Source organism: Agromyces aureus (genome assembly GCF_001660485.1).
GTDB lineage: Bacteria > Actinomycetota > Actinomycetes > Actinomycetales > Microbacteriaceae > Agromyces > Agromyces aureus.
Map to the genome: position 1 here is coordinate 1,408,181 of NZ_CP013979.1, position 19,320 is coordinate 1,427,500.

Annotated in this window: 15 protein-coding genes and 1 riboswitch; of the genes, 4 read left to right on the plus strand and 11 right to left on the minus strand. The window is 71.4% G+C overall.

Features of this window, described 5'->3' with window-relative positions:
- Nucleotides 1–46: 46 nt before the first annotated feature.
- The 9 genes from ATC03_RS05965 to ATC03_RS06005 all read right to left on the minus strand — a co-directional run bounded on the left by ATC03_RS05965 (nt 47) and on the right by ATC03_RS06005 (nt 9,554).
- A complete protein-coding gene (locus ATC03_RS05965) occupies nt 47–412 on the minus strand; it encodes a YrdB family protein (RefSeq protein ID WP_067874332.1) in 366 nt (121 codons plus the stop codon).
- Between the two features lie 137 nt (nt 413–549).
- Nucleotides 550–1,422: a formyltetrahydrofolate deformylase gene (purU, locus tag ATC03_RS05970; protein WP_067874335.1), complete on the minus strand. Its 873-nt coding sequence runs from the start codon at nt 1,420–1,422 to the stop codon at nt 550–552.
- 36 nt (nt 1,423–1,458) lie between these two features.
- Nucleotides 1,459–3,333, minus strand: a complete 1,875-nt coding sequence (locus ATC03_RS05975) for a sigma-70 family RNA polymerase sigma factor (RefSeq protein ID WP_067874337.1) — start codon at nt 3,331–3,333, stop codon at nt 1,459–1,461.
- A 424-nt stretch (nt 3,334–3,757) separates the two neighbouring features.
- Nucleotides 3,758–4,939: an N-acetylglucosamine-6-phosphate deacetylase gene (gene nagA, locus ATC03_RS05980; protein WP_067874340.1), complete on the minus strand. Its 1,182-nt coding sequence runs from the start codon at nt 4,937–4,939 to the stop codon at nt 3,758–3,760.
- Nucleotides 4,936–5,724 carry a DeoR/GlpR family DNA-binding transcription regulator gene (locus tag ATC03_RS05985; protein WP_067874342.1) on the minus strand — a complete coding sequence of 263 codons (789 nt, stop codon included), beginning with the start codon at nt 5,722–5,724 and terminating at the stop codon, nt 4,936–4,938. Before ATC03_RS05985 ends, nagA begins: the two co-directional genes overlap by 4 nt.
- Nucleotides 5,721–6,575: a class II fructose-bisphosphate aldolase gene (locus tag ATC03_RS05990; protein WP_067874344.1), complete on the minus strand. Its 855-nt coding sequence runs from the start codon at nt 6,573–6,575 to the stop codon at nt 5,721–5,723. Before ATC03_RS05990 ends, ATC03_RS05985 begins: the two co-directional genes overlap by 4 nt.
- A complete protein-coding gene (locus tag ATC03_RS05995; protein ID WP_067874346.1) occupies nt 6,572–7,705 on the minus strand; it encodes a 1-phosphofructokinase family hexose kinase in 1,134 nt (377 codons plus the stop codon). The genes ATC03_RS05990 and ATC03_RS05995 overlap by 4 nt, the downstream gene beginning before the upstream one ends.
- Nucleotides 7,702–8,682 carry an ROK family protein gene (locus ATC03_RS06000; RefSeq protein WP_067874348.1) on the minus strand — a complete coding sequence of 327 codons (981 nt, stop codon included), beginning with the start codon at nt 8,680–8,682 and terminating at the stop codon, nt 7,702–7,704. The genes ATC03_RS05995 and ATC03_RS06000 overlap by 4 nt, the downstream gene beginning before the upstream one ends.
- Before the next feature lie 2 nt (nt 8,683–8,684).
- Nucleotides 8,685–9,554 carry an SIS domain-containing protein gene (locus tag ATC03_RS06005; RefSeq protein ID WP_067874351.1) on the minus strand — a complete coding sequence of 290 codons (870 nt, stop codon included), beginning with the start codon at nt 9,552–9,554 and terminating at the stop codon, nt 8,685–8,687.
- Nucleotides 9,555–9,983: 429 nt separating this feature from the next.
- On the opposite strand from ATC03_RS06005, the gene ATC03_RS06010 reads away from it, so the two are divergent.
- The 3 genes from ATC03_RS06010 to ATC03_RS06020 are packed head-to-tail and all read left to right on the plus strand — an operon-like array spanning nt 9,984 to nt 13,192.
- Nucleotides 9,984–11,231, plus strand: a complete 1,248-nt coding sequence (locus ATC03_RS06010; protein WP_067874354.1) for an extracellular solute-binding protein — start codon at nt 9,984–9,986, stop codon at nt 11,229–11,231.
- Between the two features lie 54 nt (nt 11,232–11,285).
- Nucleotides 11,286–12,281: a carbohydrate ABC transporter permease gene (locus ATC03_RS06015; protein ID WP_067874357.1), complete on the plus strand. Its 996-nt coding sequence runs from the start codon at nt 11,286–11,288 to the stop codon at nt 12,279–12,281.
- A gap of 2 nt (nt 12,282–12,283) precedes the next feature.
- Nucleotides 12,284–13,192 (plus strand): carbohydrate ABC transporter permease, encoded by a 909-nt coding sequence (locus tag ATC03_RS06020; protein WP_227820243.1) that lies wholly within the window; start codon nt 12,284–12,286, stop codon nt 13,190–13,192.
- Nucleotides 13,193–13,199: 7 nt separating this feature from the next.
- Here the strand turns inward: ATC03_RS06020 and ATC03_RS06025 are convergent, their stop codons facing one another.
- A complete protein-coding gene (locus ATC03_RS06025) occupies nt 13,200–14,396 on the minus strand; it encodes an ROK family transcriptional regulator (RefSeq protein ID WP_084003696.1) in 1,197 nt (398 codons plus the stop codon).
- Between the two features lie 116 nt (nt 14,397–14,512).
- On the opposite strand from ATC03_RS06025, the gene ATC03_RS06030 reads away from it, so the two are divergent.
- Nucleotides 14,513–17,284, plus strand: coding sequence for a family 20 glycosylhydrolase (locus ATC03_RS06030; protein ID WP_067874360.1), 2,772 nt, complete (start codon nt 14,513–14,515; stop codon nt 17,282–17,284).
- 46 nt (nt 17,285–17,330) lie between these two features.
- Here ATC03_RS06030 and ATC03_RS06035 read toward each other — a convergent pair whose 3' ends face one another.
- Nucleotides 17,331–19,049, minus strand: coding sequence for a family 20 glycosylhydrolase (locus ATC03_RS06035; RefSeq protein ID WP_227820244.1), 1,719 nt, complete (start codon nt 19,047–19,049; stop codon nt 17,331–17,333).
- A gap of 176 nt (nt 19,050–19,225) precedes the next feature.
- Nucleotides 19,226–19,307: riboswitch (ZMP/ZTP riboswitch) on the plus strand.
- The last annotated feature ends 13 nt before the right edge of the window (nt 19,308–19,320 follow it).

Here is a 19,320-nt window from a genome sequence, read left to right on the forward strand (position 1 = left end):
GGTCAGCGGATGTCGGGGCCTCCGTTCGATCGGTGGCGGTCGCCGTTCAGTCGGCCAGCTGGCTGCGCCCGTGGAGGATGCCGCTCACGGCGGCGACCACGGCGAACACGATCGCCACGATCGGCTGCCCGAGCATCCACCAGGCGATCGCCACGGTCGTGAAGATGACGATCTCGACCAGGGCGCGGCCGAACACGTCGATGCGGAACACCGACTTGGGCGACAGGAACAGCGCCCAGGCGAGCACCGCGAGCAGGGGTGCGCCGAGACCGACGAGCACGCCCGGCCAGGGCAGGGGGAACGAGAGGAAGCCCCAGATGCCGAGGCTCACGAACGCGAACAGCTCCAGCAGGAAGCGGAGGATGTCGTTCGGGCCGACCTTGGGCTGGGACTGGGGGAGTGCACTGCTCACGGGAGACCAGCCTACTTCGCCGCGCGCGGTGCAACCGCCTCGAACGGTGTCGTCGCCCGTGCCGGCCGGCCGCGGCATTCGCTCGCCGACCTGCGCCGGGGCGGGGCGGGCGGCGCGACCGGCGACCGGCGACGCGCTCAGCGGAAGATGATCGTGCGCGCGCCGTCGAGGAGCACCCGACGCTCGGCGAACCACTTCACGGCCTGGCTCAGCGTGCGGCTCTCTTCGTCCTGACCGATCGCGACGAGTTCGGACACCGACCGCGAGTGATCGACGCGCACGACGTTCTGCTCGATGATCGGCCCCTCGTCGAGGTCGCTCGTGACGAAGTGCGCGGTCGCGCCGATGAGCTTCACGCCGCGCGAGTGCGCCTGGCGGTACGGATTCGCGCCCTTGAACCCGGGCAGGAACGAGTGGTGGATGTTGATGCAGCGACCCGCGAGCGCCGCGCAGAGCTCGGGGGAGAGGATCTGCATGTAGCGCGCGAGCACGACGAGTTCGATGTCATGCGCGTCGACCGCCTCGAGCACTCGCGCCTCGAACGCCGCCTTCGCCGCCGGATCGGTCACGGCGGAGGCCTCGAACGGCACGCCGTAGAAGTCGACCAGGTCGCGCAGGGTGCCGTGGTTCGAGAGCACCAGCGGGATCTCGATCGGCAGCTGCCCGGCGCGCTGGCGGAAGAGCAGGTCGTTGACGCAGTGGCCGGCGGTCGACGCGAGCACGAGGGTACGCAGCGGGCGGCCGACCTCGTCGAGTTCCCAGGTCATCGCCCAGCGGGCCGTGATCGGCTCGAGCGCGGTCTCGAACTCGGCGCGCTGCGCGGGCGACTCGATCTGCACGCGCATGAAGAAGCTGCCGGTCTCGGTGCTCGCGAACTGCTGGCTCTCGGTGATGTTGCCCCGAGCCGCGACGATCGCCCCGCTGATCGCGTGCACGATGCCGGGCGAGTCGACGCAGCTGAGGGTCAGGACCCAGTGGTTCAGGTGTTCGGTCGAGGCATCCGAGGTCATCCGCCCAGCGTACCGGGGCGGCGCAGCGCGCCAGCGTCAGTCGATCCGGCTGATGCCGGCCGCCGGACCCGTGCGGTCGTCGACGACGTAGCGCACCGTGACGTCGACGAACTCCGAGATCAGCGAGAGCAGGAATCCGGATGCCGCGGCGCGGCCGTCGCCGTCGAGCCTGACCTCGCTCGTGAACCAGCCACCGAGACTCACCTCGACGACGGCGTTCGCCGCTCCCGAGTACTCGCCCTGCCAGCCGAAGCGTCCACGGGTGAGGGTGAGCTGCGGGCTCGAGAGCTCCACCTCCACCAGGGTCGGGTCGGACCGGTTGCCCGCGAGGTCGGTCTGCACGACCGCGAGCGTCGTGACGCCTGCATCCAGCGCGTCGGCGGTGAGCGACCACGCGCCGTCCGCTGATGCGGTCGCGGTCCAGGTGCGGTCGGCGGTGGAGACGACCACGGTCGCGCCCGGCTCGGCGGAGCCGGAGAGGATCGGGTCGACCCGGCCGTCGGCGGTGTCGGCGGGCGCGACGGACGGGGGGAGGGCGATCGCGTCGACGGGGTCCACCGGGTCGACCGGGTCGACGGGATCCACGGGATCGACCGGGTCGGGCGTCGGCTCGGTGACCGGCGGCGGCGAGGCGGGCGGAGCGACGGGGGCCGCGACGGCCGGGGGAGCGGGGGCGACCTCGGGTGCCGTCGTCGGCCGAGGCGCGGGCTCGGGCGGCGCTTCGGACGGCGACGGCGGCACCGGTGACTCGGTGGCGGGAGCTGCGACCGCGGGTGCCGCCTCGGGCTCTGCCGGCTCGGCGGCGGCTGCGGCGGCCGGGGGCGCGGGCTGGTCGGGGCTGGAACCGAAGTTCGGGGCGATCACGACGGCTGCGGCGACTGCGGCCGCGGCGAGCGCGAGCACGCCGATGCCGGTGCCGATCGCGACGCCGCTCACGCCGGCGGCGGCCGCGCCGGCGCCGGCCGCGGTCGCGGCCGAGCCGCCGACGGCTCCGCCCGCACCCGCACCGGACGCACCGCCTGCCCCGGCCGCGCCGCTGCCGGACGCAGTGCCGCCGCCGGCCGCAGTGCCGCTGCCGGCCGCGGCCGCGCCGCCGGCGCCGAGCGCGAAGTCGGCCACCGGCACGCCCTGCGAGAGCCACGCGGAGTACGCCGTGGCACCACCGACGCCCGCGACGAGCGGGAGCAGCACGAGTGCGAGCCTCGACCCCACCTCGCGCGCCTCCGCGGCGATGATCGTGCACTTGGCGCATTCGTCGAGGTGGGCTTCGAGTCTGGCGGTGTCACGGTTGCCGAGCTTGCCGCGCGCGTAGGTGCCGAGTCGTTCGATGCTCCAGCCGCACTCGGGCTCGGTCTTCGCGTCGCGCAGGTGGGCGCGGATCCAGGCCTGCCGGAGGCCCTCGCGTGCCCGGTAGGCGAGCGCGGCGGTGCTGTTCGCGCTCATGCCGACGAGCGGGGCGACCTGCTGGGGGGTCATGCCCTCGACCTCGCAGTACCAGAGCACCTCCTGCCAGCGCGTGGGCAACGAGCGGAACGCGCGTGCGGTGGTCGAACGGTCGAGCGCGTCGAGGGTTGCCGACTCGCTGGTCGCAGGATCCTCGAAGGACTCCAGCGTCTCGAGGTTGGTCTCCTGGCGTGCACGGCCCCAGCTGGAGGCGGTGTTCCGGATCGTCGTGAACAGGTAGGGCCGGAACGCGCCCTGCGGCCCGCCGCCCGCGAGGAGCATGTCGTAGATGCGGGTGAACGACTCCGAGACGAGGTCGTCGGGGTCGAGCGAGCTGTACGAGCGCGCGACGGTTCGGCCCGCGGCCGCATGGCGGTTCCAGAGTTCGCCGTAGGCGGTGCGGTCGCCCTTGCGCACGCGTTCGATGAGGGCGGCGTCGGCGGACGGATCTGCGCGCAGGCGTGCCATGTCGCCTCCTTCGGGTGCGGGCGGTGTGCGAGTTCGGGTGCGGTGTCGGGCGTACTGCGGTGTGCGGTGTTCGTCTGAGAGACGGGCGGATCGGCCGATCATGACGCCGATTCAGCATTGGTAGGGCTATTTCACCAGATTTCTTCAGGAACCGCGTCATGAATCCGATGCTGCAGCGTCTCAGAGGTGAGGGCATCCGAAAGGCGCCCTTGCGGACGATCGGCACGTGGACCCCAACCTCGTGCCGATCGGACGCCAGGATCGGCACGTCGTGGGGGCGATGATCCGATCGCCTGAGCGGGTCCGGAGGTGAAGGGGAACACACCTGCGGACCCGCTCTCGAAGCGGGCGGCCCGACCTGTGCGGGCCTCGGGCTCGGCCGAGCGGATGTCGCAGCCGCCGACTCCTCGGCCGCACGGTCGTCTCAGGCGAGTCGGCGCCCGGCGCCCCAGACCTGCTCGACCTCGAGGTCGTCGGAGAGCAGTACGGCATCCGCCGCGTAGCCGACCTCGAGGCGCCCGAGGTCGTGCGCGCGCCCGATGGCGGCGGCCGGAACCTCGGTGAGCGCGGCGACCGCGGTCTCGAGCGGGATGCCGCTCTGCGTGACGGCCCGCTGCAGTGCGACGTCGAGCGTGAGTGTGGAGCCCGCGATCGACCCGCCGTCGACGAGACGGGCGACGCCGTCGACCACGTCGACCTCGAGCGAGCCGAGGAGGTAGCGGCCGTCGGCGGAACCGGCCGCGGCCATCGCGTCGGTGATGAGCGCGACGCGACCGGGTGCGCCGGCGAAGGCCAGTCGCACGACGTCGGGGTGCACGTGCACGCCGTCGTTGATGACCTCGAGCGTGACGTGCGGTGCGTGCATCGCCGCGACGACGGGCCCCGGCATCCGATGGTGGATGGGGGGCATCGCGTTGAACGCGTGCGTGAGGAGCGACGCGCCGGCGTCGAACGCCGCGAGCGCGGTGTCGAAGTCGGCACTCGTGTGGCCGACCGCGACGCGCACGTCGGCGGCGACGAATCGGGCGATCGCGTCGGCGGCGCCCTCGTGCTCGGGGGCGATCGTGATCTGCCGGAGCGTGCCGTCGGCGGCCTCGAGCAGCCGTTCGACGGAGGCCGCGTCGGCCGCCCGCAGCAGCGCCGGGTCGTGCGCCCCGCGGAATCCGTGGTCGAGGAACGGCCCTTCGAGGTGCGAGCCGAGCAGTCGCGGGTCGCGGGCGGCCACCTCGGCGATCGTGCGCACGTGCGCGACGAGGTCGTCGATCGAGGCCGTCACGAGCGACAGCACGGTGCGCGTGGTGCCGTGCGCGTTGTGCACCGCGAGGATGCGCTCGATGGCCTCGACGCCCTCATCGGCGGCAGCCCCGCCGGCCCCGTGGCAGTGCAGGTCGATGAACCCCGGCGCGAGCAGCCGCCCCGCGGCATCCGTCACCTGGAACTCGGAGGTGTCGGCACCCGGACCCTCGGCACCCGAACCCTCGGCCCAGTCGTCGCCCGTGCCGACGGCGGCGATGCGATCGCCCTCGAACCGAACCCACGCGTCGTCGACGATGCCCGTGGAACGCACGAGGCGCGCGGAATGGATGACGGTCGTGCCGGTGCTCACGAGGCAACGATAACGTCGTAGCCGTGCTCGCTGAGGCGCTGGCGCTGTTCGGGCGTCGCACCCTCGTCGGTGATGACGGTCGTGAAGAGGCGGCGCGGGCCGATCGCGGCGAACGCGCGCTTGTCGATCTTCGAGGCGTCGGCGACGATGACCGCGTGCGCGGCCCGCGAGGCCATCAGGGTGTTGACCGCCGCCTCGCGTTCGTCGTGCGACGTCGGTCCGACGATCGGATCGATGCCGTTCACGCCAATGAACGCGAGGTCGAGCGTGACGTTGCCGAGCACGGCGTCGACGTACGAACCGACGAGCTCGTAGGAGCGCGAGTGCACGACGCCGCCCGTGACGACGGTCTTGATCTGCGGCCGCATCGAGAGCTGCATGGCGATGTTCAGGGCGTTCGTGACGACCGTGAGGCCCGGGTCGGGCGCCGGCTCCATGATGTCGGCGCGCGCCATCAGGGCGTCGGCGATCGCGGTCGAGGTCGTGCCGCCGCAGAGCCCGATCACCGCGCCGCGCGGCACGAGTGCGCTCGCGGCCCGCGCGATCGCGGCCTTCGCATCGGGATTCTGCTGGTTCTTGTACCGGATCGGCAGGTCGTAAGCGACGGAGTGGGCGACCGCCCCGCCCCGGGTGCGCGTGAGGAGCTGCTGCTGGGCGAGCGCGTCGAGATCCCGGCGAGCCGTGGCCGGTGACACGCCAAGGCGTTCGACGATCTGCTCGACCTCGACCTGGCTGCTCTCGGCGAGCAGGTCGAGCACGGCGCTGAGACGCTCGGCACGGTTCATCCGTTGGGGTCCTTTCCGGCGGATCCGAAGAGCTCGAGGAGACGTGCGGCCTCGCTTGCGACCGCAGTGCGCCCGGCGGCGAGGTACTTCCGCGAGTCTACGGCCGCGGGGTTCGCGGCGAGGTAGGCGCGGATCGCGTCGGTGAAGCGCGCGTTCAGGTGCGTCGAGACGTTGACCTTCACGAGCCCGGCGCGGATGCCGGCGACGAGCAGGTCGTCGGCCACGCCCGACGAGCCGTGCAGCACGAGCGGCACGGGCACGGCGTCGCGCAGGCGACCGATGAGCCCGAGGTCGATCGAGGCGACGCGTTCGGTCATCGCGTGCGACGAGCCGACGGCGACCGCGAGGGCGCCGACCCCGGTCTCGTCGACGAATCGCGCGGCCTCGTCGGGATCGGTGCGCACGCCCGGGGCGTGCGCGCCGTCCTTGCCGCCGATCTCGCCGAGCTCGGCCTCGACGAGCACGCCGGCCGCCGCGGCGTGCGCCACGACGCGGCGCGTGGTCGCGACGTTCTGATCGAAGGCGAGCGTCGCGCCGTCGTACATGACCGATCCGAATCCCAGGTCGATCGCACGGATCGCGAGGTCGGCGTCTTCGGCATGGTCGAGGTGCACGGCGACCTGCGCGCTCGACGCCTCGGCCACGGCCAGGGTCGCCGAGGCGATCGGGGTCAGCCCGCCGTGGAACTTCACGCAGTTCTCGGACAGTTGCAGCACCACCGGGAGCCCGGTCTGCTCGGCCGCGGCGACGAGCGCCTCGGCCGTCTCGAGATGCAGCACGTTGAAGGCGCCGAGGCCGCGTCGGGCGGCGACCGCCTCGTCGAGCAGGCGTCGGGTGGGGGCGAGCGTCATGCGGGATCCTCGGCGGTATGGGGGTCGGCGGCGTGCTGCGGGCGGTCTTGGTGCGGGGTTCGCTCGGCGGGCTCGGGCTGCTCGGCGTGCTCGGTGGGCTCGGGCTGCGCATCGAGGACCGCGGGCGGCGGATCGACGACGACCTCGAGCATCAGGGCCTCGTGCTCGGGCGACAGCGATCCCGCGAGCGGCGCGAGCACCGCCGACGCCGACCACGCGACCGCCGTCCGCATGAGCCGGCGGCGCGCGTCGGCGGCGCGAGGCGCGTCGGCGTCGAACGCGATCGGCTCGGTCAGGGCCGCGGCGATCGCGGCGACGGCGGCGTCACCGGCCCCGGTCGCGTTGCCGCGCAGGACGCGCGTCAGCCGGGCGCGAACGGGTCGACCCGATTCGGCGCGACTGAACAGCAGGAGCCCCTCGCCGCCGAGCGAGACCACGACGAGCGTCGCGCCGAACTCGAGCAGCAGGCGCGCACCGGCCTCGGGGTCGGCGAGGCCGGTCGCGGCCGCGAGCTCCTCGCCGTTCGGCTTCAGCGCGTAGGCCCCGGCCCGCGCGGCCTCGAGCAGGCCCGGACCGCTGGTGTCGACGATCACGCGCGCGCCGGCGGCCCCCATGGCGGTCACGAGGCGCCCGAGCCGCTCGGGCGTGTAGCCGGGCGGCAGGCTGCCGGAGATCACGACGACCGCCGGCGCATCGGCGTCGGCCGAATCGAGACGAGGAGCGGATGCCGCGGGCCGGCGCTTCCCGAAGGCGGCGGCGGACGCCGCATCGTCGAGTGCGGCGGCCTCGTCGGACGACAGCGGGGAACCGTGCTCGTTGAGCACGGCGGTGCCGGCGGCATCCGTTTCGACGATCGCGATGCTTCGGCGCGTCGGGCCCGCGACCGGCACGAGTGCGTGCGGCACGCCGCCGGCGACGAGGTCGGCGGCGAACTCGTGTCCGGTCGCGCCGCCCGCGGTCGTCACCGCGAGCACGTCGACGCCCTGCTCGTGCAGCACGCGGGCGACGTTGACGCCCTTGCCGCCGGCCCGTGAAGCGCCGGTCGGCACACGATGCGTTTCGCCGGGCACCAGCCGGTCGACCCGCCAGGTCAGGTCGAGCGCGGGGTTCGGCGTGACGGTGACGATCACGAGCCTCCTCCGTCGGCGATCCGTGCGGTGAACCCGTCGGCGAGGTCGCGGGCCGCGAGCGCCGTGCCGAGCAGGCCGGCGTCGTCGCCGAGGCGCGCGCGGACGAGCTCGGGTCGGCGATGGAAGCTGAGCCGCGCGTCGAGGCGTTCGCGCAGCGGACCGAACAGGGCGGATCCCGCCTGCGAGAGCCCGCCGCCGATGACGACGGCCTGCGGCGCGATGGTCGCCGTCAGGCGCGCGATGGAGTCGGCGAGGGCGTCGAGCGCGTCGTTCCAGACGGCGGCGGCGACCGCGTCCCCGGCGGCAGCTGCCGCCAGCACCTCGCGAGCGCCGTCGACCGCGATCCCGGATGTCGCGGTGTACCGCCTGGCGATCGCGCCGGCCGAGGCGATGGTCTCGAGGCATCCGATCGCACCGCAGGCGCACCGATCGCCGTGCGGGTCGGCGAGCGAGTGCCCGATCTCGCCCGCGAACCCGCCGCCGACGAGCGGCCGGCCCCCGAGCAGGATGGAGCCGGCGATGCCCGTGCCGATGGCCAGCACGACCACGTCGTCGTACCCGCGCGCGGCACCGAGGCGGCGTTCGGCGTCGCCGGCCGCCCGCACGTCGTGGCCGAACGCGACCGGAAGCCCGAGCGCGCGCTCGCCGAGGGCGCGGATCGGCGCGTCGCGCCATCCGAAGTTCGAGGCGAAGACGCCGATGCCGTCGGCCTCGTCGACGATGCCCGGAACGCTGATGCCGACGGCGACCGGATCGAGCCCCGGTCGTTCGGCGAGGTGGGCCAGGGCGAGCTCGGCGAGCGAGCTCACGACCGAGGCCGCGGGATCGGCCGGATCGATGGGCGTCGTCGTGCGGCGGAGGCCGAGCACGCGCCCGGCGCGGTCGATCAGCGCCGACTTCGTGTCGGTGCCGCCCACGTCGAACGCGAGCACCGCGGCGCCCGGTCCGAGCGCGGGGGAGAGCTCGTCGGCGGCCATGATCAGGCGTCGAGGATGACGGAGCGCGTCAGGTTGCGGGGGGCGTCGGGGTCGAGCCCGCGGGCGCTTGCCCGTGCCAGCGCGACGCGCTGGGCGCGCACGAGGTCGGCCATCGGGTCGAGTGCGCCGGCCTCGAACCGTGCGCCGGTCGCACGCACGTCGTCGGCGAGCCCCGCGGGCGCCTCGCCGAACTGCCAGGTCACGCGGCCGGGGGCGGCGATCGCGATCGGCCCGTGGCGGTACTCCATCGACGGATACGACTCGGTCCACGACTGCGATGCCTCGCGCATCTTCAAGGCGGCCTCGTGCGCGAGACCGACCGACCACCCCTGGCCGAGGAACGAGTACTGCTCGGCGTCGACGAGTTCGGGGTCGAGCGTCTCGGCGACGGCCGCCGCGGCATCCGTGATCGCCCGATCGAGGTTCTCGCCCAGCGAGGCGCGGAAGAGCGCGAGCGCGGTGGTCGCGAACCGGGTCTGCACGACCGACCGCTCGTCGGCGAAGGGGAGCGTGATCGCCTCGTCCACGAGGCCGACGAGCGGGGAGGTCGGGTCGCCGATGACGCCGATCGTGCGCACCCGGCCGCGCAGGTGCTCGACGAGCTGGAGCACCTCGGTGGTCGTGCCCGACCGCGTGAGGGCGACGACGGCGTCGTAGCCCCGGTCGACGAAGGCCTCCGAGGCCGTGAACGCGTCGGTCTCGCCGTGGCCGCCGGACTCGCGGAGCCACGCGTACGACTGCGCCATGAACCAGGACGTGCCGCACCCGACGACGGCGATGCGGGCACCGCGTGCCGGGAGGGCGCGCTGCTCGTCCACGAGCGCCGCAGCTCGCGCCCAGGTCTGCGGCTGGGACTCGAGCTCGGCAGCCATGTGGGCGGCGGGTTGGTGGGTCGGCGTCGTGGTCACGTGAGTGCTCCTGATGAGGTGAGTCGAAGTCGGGTGATGATCGTGATGGATTCATGATTGCAGATGCGTGGTCATGCTGTCTAATGATCATGCGAACGCGCGTTTGTCGAGACCCGGCACGGGTTCTTTCTCGAGACCCGGCACGGGTTTCCGGGGTTACGACGTTCCAGAACGAATTCGGTAACGATCATCGACAAGGACTTGACGGCTTCCGGAACGGGTCGTAAGTTTTCGACATCGAGTGAACGAAACTGATCGTTAGTTCCGAGAAACGTTCAGGAAACAGCATTCTCTGCACTGTCCAGTGCTCGAAATGCTCGCTCCGAACACACGCACCGCGGCGTGAGGCTGATCGACGCCGGTGCACCACCCATCAGAGTGAGGAAAGCATCCATGAAGAAGTCACTGCGTCTCACCGCAGCGGTCGCGCTCGCGGCCACGGCATCGCTGACGCTCGCGTCGTGCGGGTTCGGCGGCAGCGGATCCGACGACAGCGCGTCGGGCAAGACCACGATCGACCTGCTCGTCCCCAGCTACTCCGACGCCACCCAGGGCCTCTGGGAAGACGTCATCACGGGCTTCGAAGCCGAGAACACCGACATCGACGTCAACCTCGAGGTTCAGTCCTGGGACAACCTCGAGTCCGTCATCGCCACGAAGATCCAGGGTGGAGAGGCGCCCGACATCTACAACGGCGGACCCTTCGCCGGCTTCGCGGCCGACGAGCTGCTCTACCCGGCCGAGGAGGTCGTCTCGGCCGACACCTTCTCCGACTTCCAGGACTCGTTCATCGCGAACGCCGAGGTCGACGGAACCGCATACGCCCTGCCGCTCATCGCATCGGCCCGCGCCCTCTTCGTGAACAACGCCCTGCTCGAGCAGGCCGGCGTCGCCGAGGCGCCCAAGACGTGGGACGAGCTGCTCGACACGGCGACGAAGATCTCCGCCCTCGGCGGCGGCGTCGCCGGCTACGGCATGCCCCTCGGTTCCGAGGAGGCCCAGGCCGAGGCGGCCGTGTGGCTGTGGGGCGGTGGCGGCACGTTCGGTGACGCGACCGAGATCACGGTCGACGACCCGGCGAACCTGCCGGGCGCCGAGCAGGTCAAGAAGATGATCGACGCGGGCGCCACGCAGGCCGACCCCGGATCGACGGACCGCTCGCCCCTCATGGACATCTTCGTGCAGGGCAAGATCGGCATGCAGGTCGGCCTCCCGCCGACCGTCGGCCAGATCGCCGACGGCAACCCCGACCTCGACTACTCGATCGTGCCGATCCCGACCCAGGACGGCAGCCCGATGACCGTCGGCGTCATGGACCAGCTCATGGCGTTCCAGAACGACGACGACAAGAAGGAAGCCATCACCAAGTTCCTCGACTACTACTACACGTCCGACGTGTACGTGCCGTGGGTGCAGGCCGAGGGCTTCCTCCCCGTCACCAAGTCGGGTGCCGAGGCGCTCTCCGGCGAGGAGGCGCTCGCGCCGTTCCTCGACGTGCTGCCCGACGCGAAGTTCTACCCGAGCACCAACCCCGCGTGGTCCGCGACGGATGGCGCGTTCAAGGCGCTCTTCGGCCAGCTCCAGACGAAGCCGGCCCAGGACGTCCTGACCGAGATCCAGGCGCAGGCCGACGCCGGCTGAGCCTGAACGAGCGAACCGACAGTTCTACCCGGAGGGATCGGTGACCACCGACTCATGAGCACCACGTCAGATGTGTCATCGACCCAGGCGGGGGCGGCCGAGAGCCGCCCCCGCGCCGGGGCGTCGCCGACGAGTCCGTCGAACGGCGGACGCCCGCCGAAGAAGCCGTCGCGCGTCCGCCACGTCCTCGCCGCGCTCCCGTGGATCGGGCCGGCCCTGATCCTGATCTTCGGCGTGGTGCTCTACCCCGCCGTGGTGATGTTCTACAACTCCACGCGCGACATCTCCCAATCGGGTGTCGACAAGGGATCGGTCGGCCTCGACAACTACATCGAGGTCTTCTCGTTCCCGTACTTCTGGCCGATCTTCGGCCGCACGATCGTCTGGGTGGTCGTGGTCGTCGCCCTGACCGTGCTGATCTCGCTCGGCCTCGCCCAGATCCTGAACAAGGCGTTCCCCGGCCGGCGCATCGTCCGCCTCGCGGTGATCATCCCGTGGGCGGCATCCGTGGTCATGACGACGATGGTCGTCTACTACGGTCTCGAGCCGTACTTCGGCATCATCAACAAATTCCTCGTCGACGTCGGCCTCGTCGACACGCCCGAAGGCTACGGCTGGACCCGCAACCCCGCGACGGCCTTCGCCTGGTCGATCGTCGTCGCCATCTTCGTCTCGTTGCCGTTCACGACGTACACGATCCTCGCGGGGCTCCAGACCGTGCCGGGCGAGGTGCTCGAGGCCGCCAAGATGGACGGCGCCGGACCCGTTCGCACCTACTGGGGCGTCGTGCTGCCGCAGCTGCGCAGCGCACTCGCGGTCGCCGTGCTCATCAACATCATCAACGTGTTCAACTCGTTGCCGATCCTGAAGGTGATGACCGGCTCGATCCCCGGCTACGACGCCGACACGATCATGACGATGATCTTCAAGTACATCCAGAACCAGCACAAGGTCGATGTCGCGAGCGCCCTCTCGGTCGTCGCGTTCGTCATCGTCATCGTGATCGTCGCCGTCTACGTGCGCGTGGTCAAGCCCATGAAGGAGGTCTGATCGTGGCCGTCACCGCACCCGCGTTCGAGACGATCGCCCCGCCCGCGGCATCCGCTCGCAAGCGCCGTTACACCGAGGACCAGGTGCCGATCGGCAAGGTGCTCCTGCGCATGCTCGCCGGCCTCATCGTGCTCGGCATCTTCGTGCTGCCGTACACGATCATGTTCTTCGGCTCCGTCAAGACGAAGTCGCAGATCCGGTCGGTGGACCCGACGTACTTCCCGGTCGAGTGGCACTGGGAGAACTACGTCAACATGTGGTCCACGCCCGAGACGCCCCTCGTGCAGAACCTCATCTCGACGATCGTCATCTCGGTGTTCGCGACCCTCCTCGTGCTCCTCGTCGCGATGCCGGCCGCGTACTACACCGCGCGGTTCCACTTCCCGGGGCGCATGGTGTTCCTCTTCCTCGTCATCGTGACGCAGATGCTCCAGCCCGCGGTGCTCACCTCGGGCCTCTTCCGGCAGTTCCTCGCGTTCGACCTCATCGACACCTGGGCGGCGATGATCCTTATCAACGCGGCGTTCAACCTCTCCTTCGCCGTGTGGATCATGCACTCGTTCTTCGCCGGCATCCCGAAGGAGGTCGACGAGGCCGCGCAGATCGACGGCGCGAACCGGTTGACCGTGCTGTTCAAGATCAGCCTCCCGCTCGTCTGGCCGGGCATCGTCACGGCCATCGTGTTCACGTTCGTCGCGTGCTGGAACGAGTTCGCGGCCTCCCTCGTCATCCTCTCGACGGCGGGCAACCAGCCCCTCTCCGTCGCGTTGACCAAGTTCGTGGGGCAGTACGAGACCTCGTGGCAGTACGTGTTCGGCGTCTCGATCGTCGCGATCGTGCCGGTGGTCATCCTGTTCATGCTCATCGAGAAGCGCCTCGTCGGCGGCCTCACGGCGGGCAGCGTGAAGTAGGTCCCCCTCAGGCGGCGCCGACGGAGTCACGTCCGTCGGCGCCGTGCCAGCTCACCCCGATGGAGGACTGGAGCGCGTGCTGGCCGGCACCGAGGAACATGCCGGCACCCAGAGACGCGTACCGCACGACGATCGGCGCGGTCCCCTCGGCCGCGTACATCTCGAGCTGATCGCGGAGATCGCCGAGGAACTCCGCCCCGAGCGCGGGTGCGGACCCGCCGAGCACGATCTCGACGGGATCGAGGAGCGCGCCCATCATGCGGAGGGCGCGCGAGAGCGCGACGGCGCCCGTGAGCAGGGTGCCGCTACCGGCGTGCGCGCGTGCGAGTCGTTCGGCCTCGTCGAGGGGCAGGCCGTCGTGATAGGCGTCGCCGAGCATCGCGACCATCGAGGACGTCGACTCGAGGCATCCGGTCAGGCCGCATCGGCATTTCTCGCGCAGCCCCTCGTAGATCACGCGGACGTGGCCGATCTCGCCGGCACGGCCCGTCGCGCCGCGCTGCACCGTGGTCATGGCCGTGGTCGCGGCGCCGATGCCCTCGCCGAGGTGGACGAACAGGCGGAGCGACACCGGCCGGAGCACCGCCTCGGCGATGGCGCCGGCGTCCACGTCGTTCACCACGAACGCCGGGACGTCGAGGACGTCCTCGACGATCGCGGCGAGGGCGACGTCACGCCAGCCGAGTTGGACGCTCTCGTGCACGATCCGGCCATCGGTCGTGCCCGGGACCTGGACGCCCGCCGCGAGGAGTCGGCCCTCGAACCCGGCGCGCGTTCGGGCGGCCAGCTCGCTGATCGAGCCGGCGATGTCCGCGGGGTCGTTGGGAACGGTCTCCTGGTGGATCGTCCTGCCCGATGCCGTGAGCACGCCGACCTTGGTCTCACGGGGGAACACCACGAACACGACGAGCAGGTTGTCGTCCTGCGCGACCTCGAGCCTGGTCGCCGGCTTGCCACCGGTGCTCGCCGCCGGCCGGCCGTCGACGACGAAGCCCGACTCGATCAGCTCGGCGACGAGCGATGACGCCGTCGCCGAGGTCAGCCCGGTCTCCCGCGCGATCATCGCGCGAGTCGCCGCGCCCTCTCCGCGGAGGACGAGTTGGAAGGCGCGTCGGAGGTTCGCACGACGGATCGTGTGCGCGTCGTGGTTGTCGGGCAGGTCGGACAGCACGGCGAGGCCGGTGCCTGAGGCGACAGATCGCATGGTCGAGTTTCCCATCTCCACGTCGATGGCTGCGGCAGCGATCGACTCTATTCTTCATTCAGTAAACATAGTAAGGTCGCGAACGAGCCCGGTGTCGGGCGGACTGGAGACTGACGATGAAGACATCCCTCCTACGCTGGTTCGGCCTGACGATCGCCGTCGTCATCGCCACCGGCCTCGCCGCCGCACCCGCGAGCGGGGCGGAATCCGAGGTCGAGAACGTCGCGCTCGCGTCCGCGGGCGCAGTGGCGACCGCATCCGGCTCGGAACTCGCGAAATGGGGCCCCGAGAAGGCCATCGACGGAGATCCCGACCAGCTCCCGAGCGGGGAGCACTCGCGCTGGTCCTCCAACTACAGCGACGCGGCGTGGCTGCAGGTGAAGCTCGCGGCACCGACGCGGCTCGATCACGTGACGCTGCGGTGGGAGGCGGCCTGCGCCGCCCAGTACAAGGTGCAGGTCTCCCTCGACGGCTCGACGTGGAACGACGCGAGCCCAGTGCTCGCCGGCACGTGCGGCGGGGTCGACCGCGTGTCGGTCGTCGCAGCGGGCGAGGTCGCCTACGTCCGCATGCAGGGCGTCAAGCGCACGCCGATCGGAGGGTCGTTCTACGGCATGTCCCTGTGGGAGCTCGAGGCCTGGACCGGACCCGAGCCCAAGGCCGTCGCGCCGCTCGGACTCGTCCCGATCCCCGCCACCCTGACCTCGCTCGAGGGCGACGGCTTCTCGCTGTCACCCGAATCCCGCGTCATCACCGACTCCGAGTTCGCCGCCGTCGCGGACCAGCTCGCCGAGCGGCTGCGCGCATCGACCGGGTACGACCTCCCGGTCGTCGAGAGCGGCGAGCCCACGGCATCCGACATCGTGCTCAGCTCCGACCCCGCGGTCGGCGACGGCGAGGCCGAGGCCTACGAGCTCAGTGCGAGCGACGCGGGCGCGAGCATCTCGGCCGCCGACCCGCACGGCGCCTTCAACGGGGTGCAGACGCTGCGGCAGCTCTTCCCGGCCGGCGCGGAGTCGCCGACCGCCGTGCAGGCCGACTGGACCACGCCGGCGCTCGAGATCGAGGACTCGCCCCGGTTCGGCTACCGCGGCATCATGGTCGACGTCGCGCGGTCGTTCCAGACCGTCGATGAGATCAAGCGGACCATCGACGCGATCGCCTCGTTCAAGATGAACCGGCTCCACCTTCACCTCGCCGACGACCAGGGCTGGCGCATCCAGATCACGAACGAAGGCCGAGCGGCCGGCGACACGATCGACTACTCGCTGCTGACCTCGGTCTCCGGCGCCACCGCGATGTCGCAGGGCGGCCTCGCCGGCGCCCCCGGCATCACCGGCTTCTACACGCAGGCCGACTACCAGGAGATCGTGGCGTACGCACAGGACCGCTTCGTGCAGGTCATCCCCGAGATCGACCTGCCCGGGCACACGAACGCGGCGCTCGCCGCGATCCCGCAGCTGAACACGCCCGGCTCCTCGCACCCGGCGACCCCGGCCCAGCCCACCGCACCCCACAACGGCACCGGCAACGTCGGGTACTCCTACCTGGATCCCGACAGCGAGGTCACGTTCACGTTCATCGAGCACGTGCTCGACCAGCTCTCGGCCATCACGCCCGGCGACATGATCCACATCGGCGGCGACGAGTCGCACGACATGGTGGCGCGGTACGGTGCGGCGAAGTTCGACGCCTTCGTGGCACGCGTGCTCGACATCGTGCACGACCTCGGCAAGAACGCCAACGGCTGGAACGAGATCGCCCGCACGACCTCGGCGATGCAGCCGGGCGACCACGTGCAGTACTGGGCGGGCTCGACCGCCGCCCTCCCCGCCGCGGCCGCGGCCGGTGCGAAGATCGTCGCCTCCCGAGGCTCGAGCTCGTACATCGACATGAAGTACAACTCGAAGACGCCGATCGGGCTCACCTGGGCATGCTCGGGCACCTGCGACATCACGCAGTACTACTCGTGGGACCCCGCGACGTTCATTCCCGGCGTGACCGAGGGCCAGATCGCCGGCCCCGAGGCGCCGATGTGGAGCGAGACGATCCGAGGTGCCGATCAGGCGCAGTTCATGATCTTCCCGCGGGCCATCGCCCACGCCGAGATGGGTTGGTCGCCGCAGGCGAAGCGCGACGCCGTCGACTTCGCGCTGCGCGTCGGTGCGATCGGCGCCCGCCTGACCGCCGCGGGAGTCAACTACTACGACACCCCGCAGGCCACGTGGTTCGCCCAGGGGGTGGGCGTGGATGCCACGGTCGACGCCGGGACGGCGGCCGAACTCGAGGTGGGCGCCCTGTACGCACCGGGCACCAAGGCCGATGCCACGGGCGCGACCGTCTCGGTCGACCGCACCAATGACGCCGACGGGATCAGCACGAGCGACCTCGACGCGTTCAGCGCGACGATCGAATGGGGCGACGGGGCGAGCACGCCCGCGACGTTCCGGCCCGACCGGGTGCGAGGCTCGTTGAATGCGGCCGGCGCCTACGCGATCACCGGCTCGCACACCTACGAGGAGTCGGGCGTCCACGCCGGGCGCGTCGTGGGCTCCGACGGTCGGGTCGTCGCGGAGTTCAGCGTGACGGCGGCGGGCGGCGGGCCCGAGGTCGAGGCTGCTGCCGGCAGCCGGTGCATGGGCTCCCGGGCGGTGCTCACGGTCACGGGCCTGAACCGAGCCGAGGAGCCGGTCGACATCACGTTCGCGAGCGAGTACGGCACCAAGACGTTCACCGCCGTGGCGCCGGGGGCGAAGGTGTACCACGCCTTCACGACGCGTCAGGCCGAACTCGGTGCCGGTGACGTCGACGTCGAGGCCATCGCAACCGACGGTGCGGGCATGCCGAGCACCACGTCGGCCGCGTATCAGGCGCGGTCCTGCGGCTGAGCCGAACGGGGGTCGGGCAGCGCCCCGCGACCGCGTGAAGCGGGCGCTACCCGACCCAGGGCACTCCGCCGACCTTGCGGTACGAGACACCGAGGGCGTCGAGGTGGGTGCCGAGAGCGGCGAGGCGGGCGTGGAAGTCCTCGACGTCGCGCGCTCCCCCCTCGACCACGGGCCGGTCCGAGGTCGGCGCGTCATCGGAAGGTGCCGGTGACCAGGCGATCTCGGCGATCGCCGCGATCCGCGGGAAGACCATGAACTCCAGGTCGGGCGAGGTGCTGATCGTCTCGGTCCAGACGGGGGCCTCGATGCCGAGGATGTCCGACTCGGCGAGCCCGGGCACGATCGAGGTGGGTTCCCAGCCGTAGGCCTCCTCGAGCGTCGTGGGCCCGTCGGCCCAGAGCTGCCCGAGCTTCGTGCCGAGCGGGCCATCGGGGTCGTCGGGGTACTTCATGTCGAGGTAGGCGACGTCGGCGGGGGAGAGGATGACGCTCCCGCCCTGCTCGACGAACGAGGTCGTGAGGGGCGCGGCGTCCTCGCGCGGCGCCACGAAGTCCCAGTACTGCCCGACGGTGCCCGCCGGCAGTTCGCGCGAGGCGCCCATCTCGTGCCAGCCGACGACCGTCTTGCCGGTCGCCGCGCCCGCGGCCGTGATGCGCCGCACGAGGTCGAGGTAGTCGGCCTCCGAGGTCGCGAGCGACTCGTCGCCGCCAACGTGCAGCCACGGGCCGGGCGTGAGGTCGGCGACCTCGCCGAGCACGTCGGCGAGGAACCGGTCGGTGACCTCGGCGCGTTCGGGGGTGGCGCAGAGCGACGAGAAGCCGACCTCGATGCCCTCGTACGGTCTGGGTGCGACACCGTCGCAGTTCAGCTCGGGGTAGGCGCTGAGCGCGGCGTTCGTGTGCCCGGGCAGGTCGATCTCGGGCACGACGGTCACGAACCGTTCGGCGGCGTACTCGACGATGCGCCGGTAGTCGTCCTTCGTGTAGAAGCCCCCGCCGTCGCCCCCGGTCGACGTCGAGGCGCCGATGCCGGTGAGCTCGGGCCACGAGTCGATCTGCAGCCGCCAGCCCTGGTCGTCGGTGAGGTGCAGGTGCAGCACGTTGAGCTTCAGCAGGGCGATGCGGTCGATGTGGTCGAGCACGTCCTCGACCGGGAAGAAGTGGCGCGCGACGTCGAGCATCGAGCCGCGGTAGGCGAACCGGGGCGCGTCGGCGACGGATGCCGCGGGCACGAGCCATCCGTCGGCGGGCGGCTTCGCGGCATCCGTGCGCTCGATCTCGGCGGGCAGCAGCTGGCGCAACGACTGGCTCGCGCGGAACAGCCCGGCGGGGGTGTCTGCCGCGAGGCGCACGCCGTCGGATCCGGATTCGAGCGTGTACCCCTCCGCCTCGCCGAGGGGCGCGTCGTCGGGCGCCTCGCCCGCGGCGATCACGAACGAGATGTCGGATGCCGCGGCATCCGCTCCACCCGAGCCCTCGACGACCGGCAGTTCGAAGCCCGTCGACACGCGTGCGAACGCGGCGAAGGTCCGGGCGACGGCCGCCGCACCCTCGCCCGTGGCGACGAATCGCGTGTCGGTGTCGAGCGCGAAGGGCGCCCGGTCGGGGTAGTCGGCGCTGATCGGCGCCGGCACGATGCCGGTCATGGGTTCTCCGTTCTGGGCCGGTGCGGTGCACGCGGTGAGGGTCGCCGCGGTCACGGCTGCGAGCACGAGTCCGACGAAGAGCACGGGCCGGCGTGCGATGGTGCGGGTGCGTCGTGGCATGCGTCCTCGGGGTGCTCGGGCACCGCGCGGGAATGCGAAGGATTCCTAACACAGCGGCGCGGCTCCCATCTTGGCATCCGAAGGGCCGCAGCGACAGGGCCGAGCCGGCTGACCCGGTGCCGACGACCGATCCCACGTCGATCCGGATCTCGCGCCCGCGGCATCCGTTGCTATGCTTGCGGGGTCGCGACTGGCGTTGAGATGGATTCCCATCGGGGAGCGACTGGCGAGTACCGACCGTACGCCTGGGCCGGTGCGGATGCCTCGTCGC

Excerpts from the sequence above, each read along its gene's own strand:
- ATC03_RS05985 (WP_067874342.1), bottom strand. The coding sequence starts at position 5,724 with ATGAACCGTGCCGAGCGTCTCAGCGCCGTGCTCGACCTGCTCGCCGAG.
- ATC03_RS06010 (WP_067874354.1), top strand. The coding sequence starts at position 9,984 with ATGAAGAAGTCACTGCGTCTCACCGCAGCGGTCGCGCTCGCGGCCACG.
- ATC03_RS06035 (WP_227820244.1), bottom strand. The coding sequence starts at position 19,049 with ATGCCACGACGCACCCGCACCATCGCACGCCGGCCCGTGCTCTTCGTC.
- purU (WP_067874335.1), bottom strand. The coding sequence starts at position 1,422 with ATGACCTCGGATGCCTCGACCGAACACCTGAACCACTGGGTCCTGACC.
- ATC03_RS05975 (WP_067874337.1), bottom strand. The coding sequence starts at position 3,333 with ATGGCACGCCTGCGCGCAGATCCGTCCGCCGACGCCGCCCTCATCGAA.
- ATC03_RS06000 (WP_067874348.1), bottom strand. The coding sequence starts at position 8,682 with ATGGCCGCCGACGAGCTCTCCCCCGCGCTCGGACCGGGCGCCGCGGTG.
- ATC03_RS06025 (WP_084003696.1), bottom strand. The coding sequence starts at position 14,396 with ATGCGATCTGTCGCCTCAGGCACCGGCCTCGCCGTGCTGTCCGACCTG.
- ATC03_RS06005 (WP_067874351.1), bottom strand. The coding sequence starts at position 9,554 with ATGGCTGCCGAGCTCGAGTCCCAGCCGCAGACCTGGGCGCGAGCTGCG.
- ATC03_RS06015 (WP_067874357.1), top strand. The coding sequence starts at position 11,286 with ATGAGCACCACGTCAGATGTGTCATCGACCCAGGCGGGGGCGGCCGAG.
- ATC03_RS05990 (WP_067874344.1), bottom strand. The coding sequence starts at position 6,575 with ATGACGCTCGCCCCCACCCGACGCCTGCTCGACGAGGCGGTCGCCGCC.
- ATC03_RS06030 (WP_067874360.1), top strand. The coding sequence starts at position 14,513 with ATGAAGACATCCCTCCTACGCTGGTTCGGCCTGACGATCGCCGTCGTC.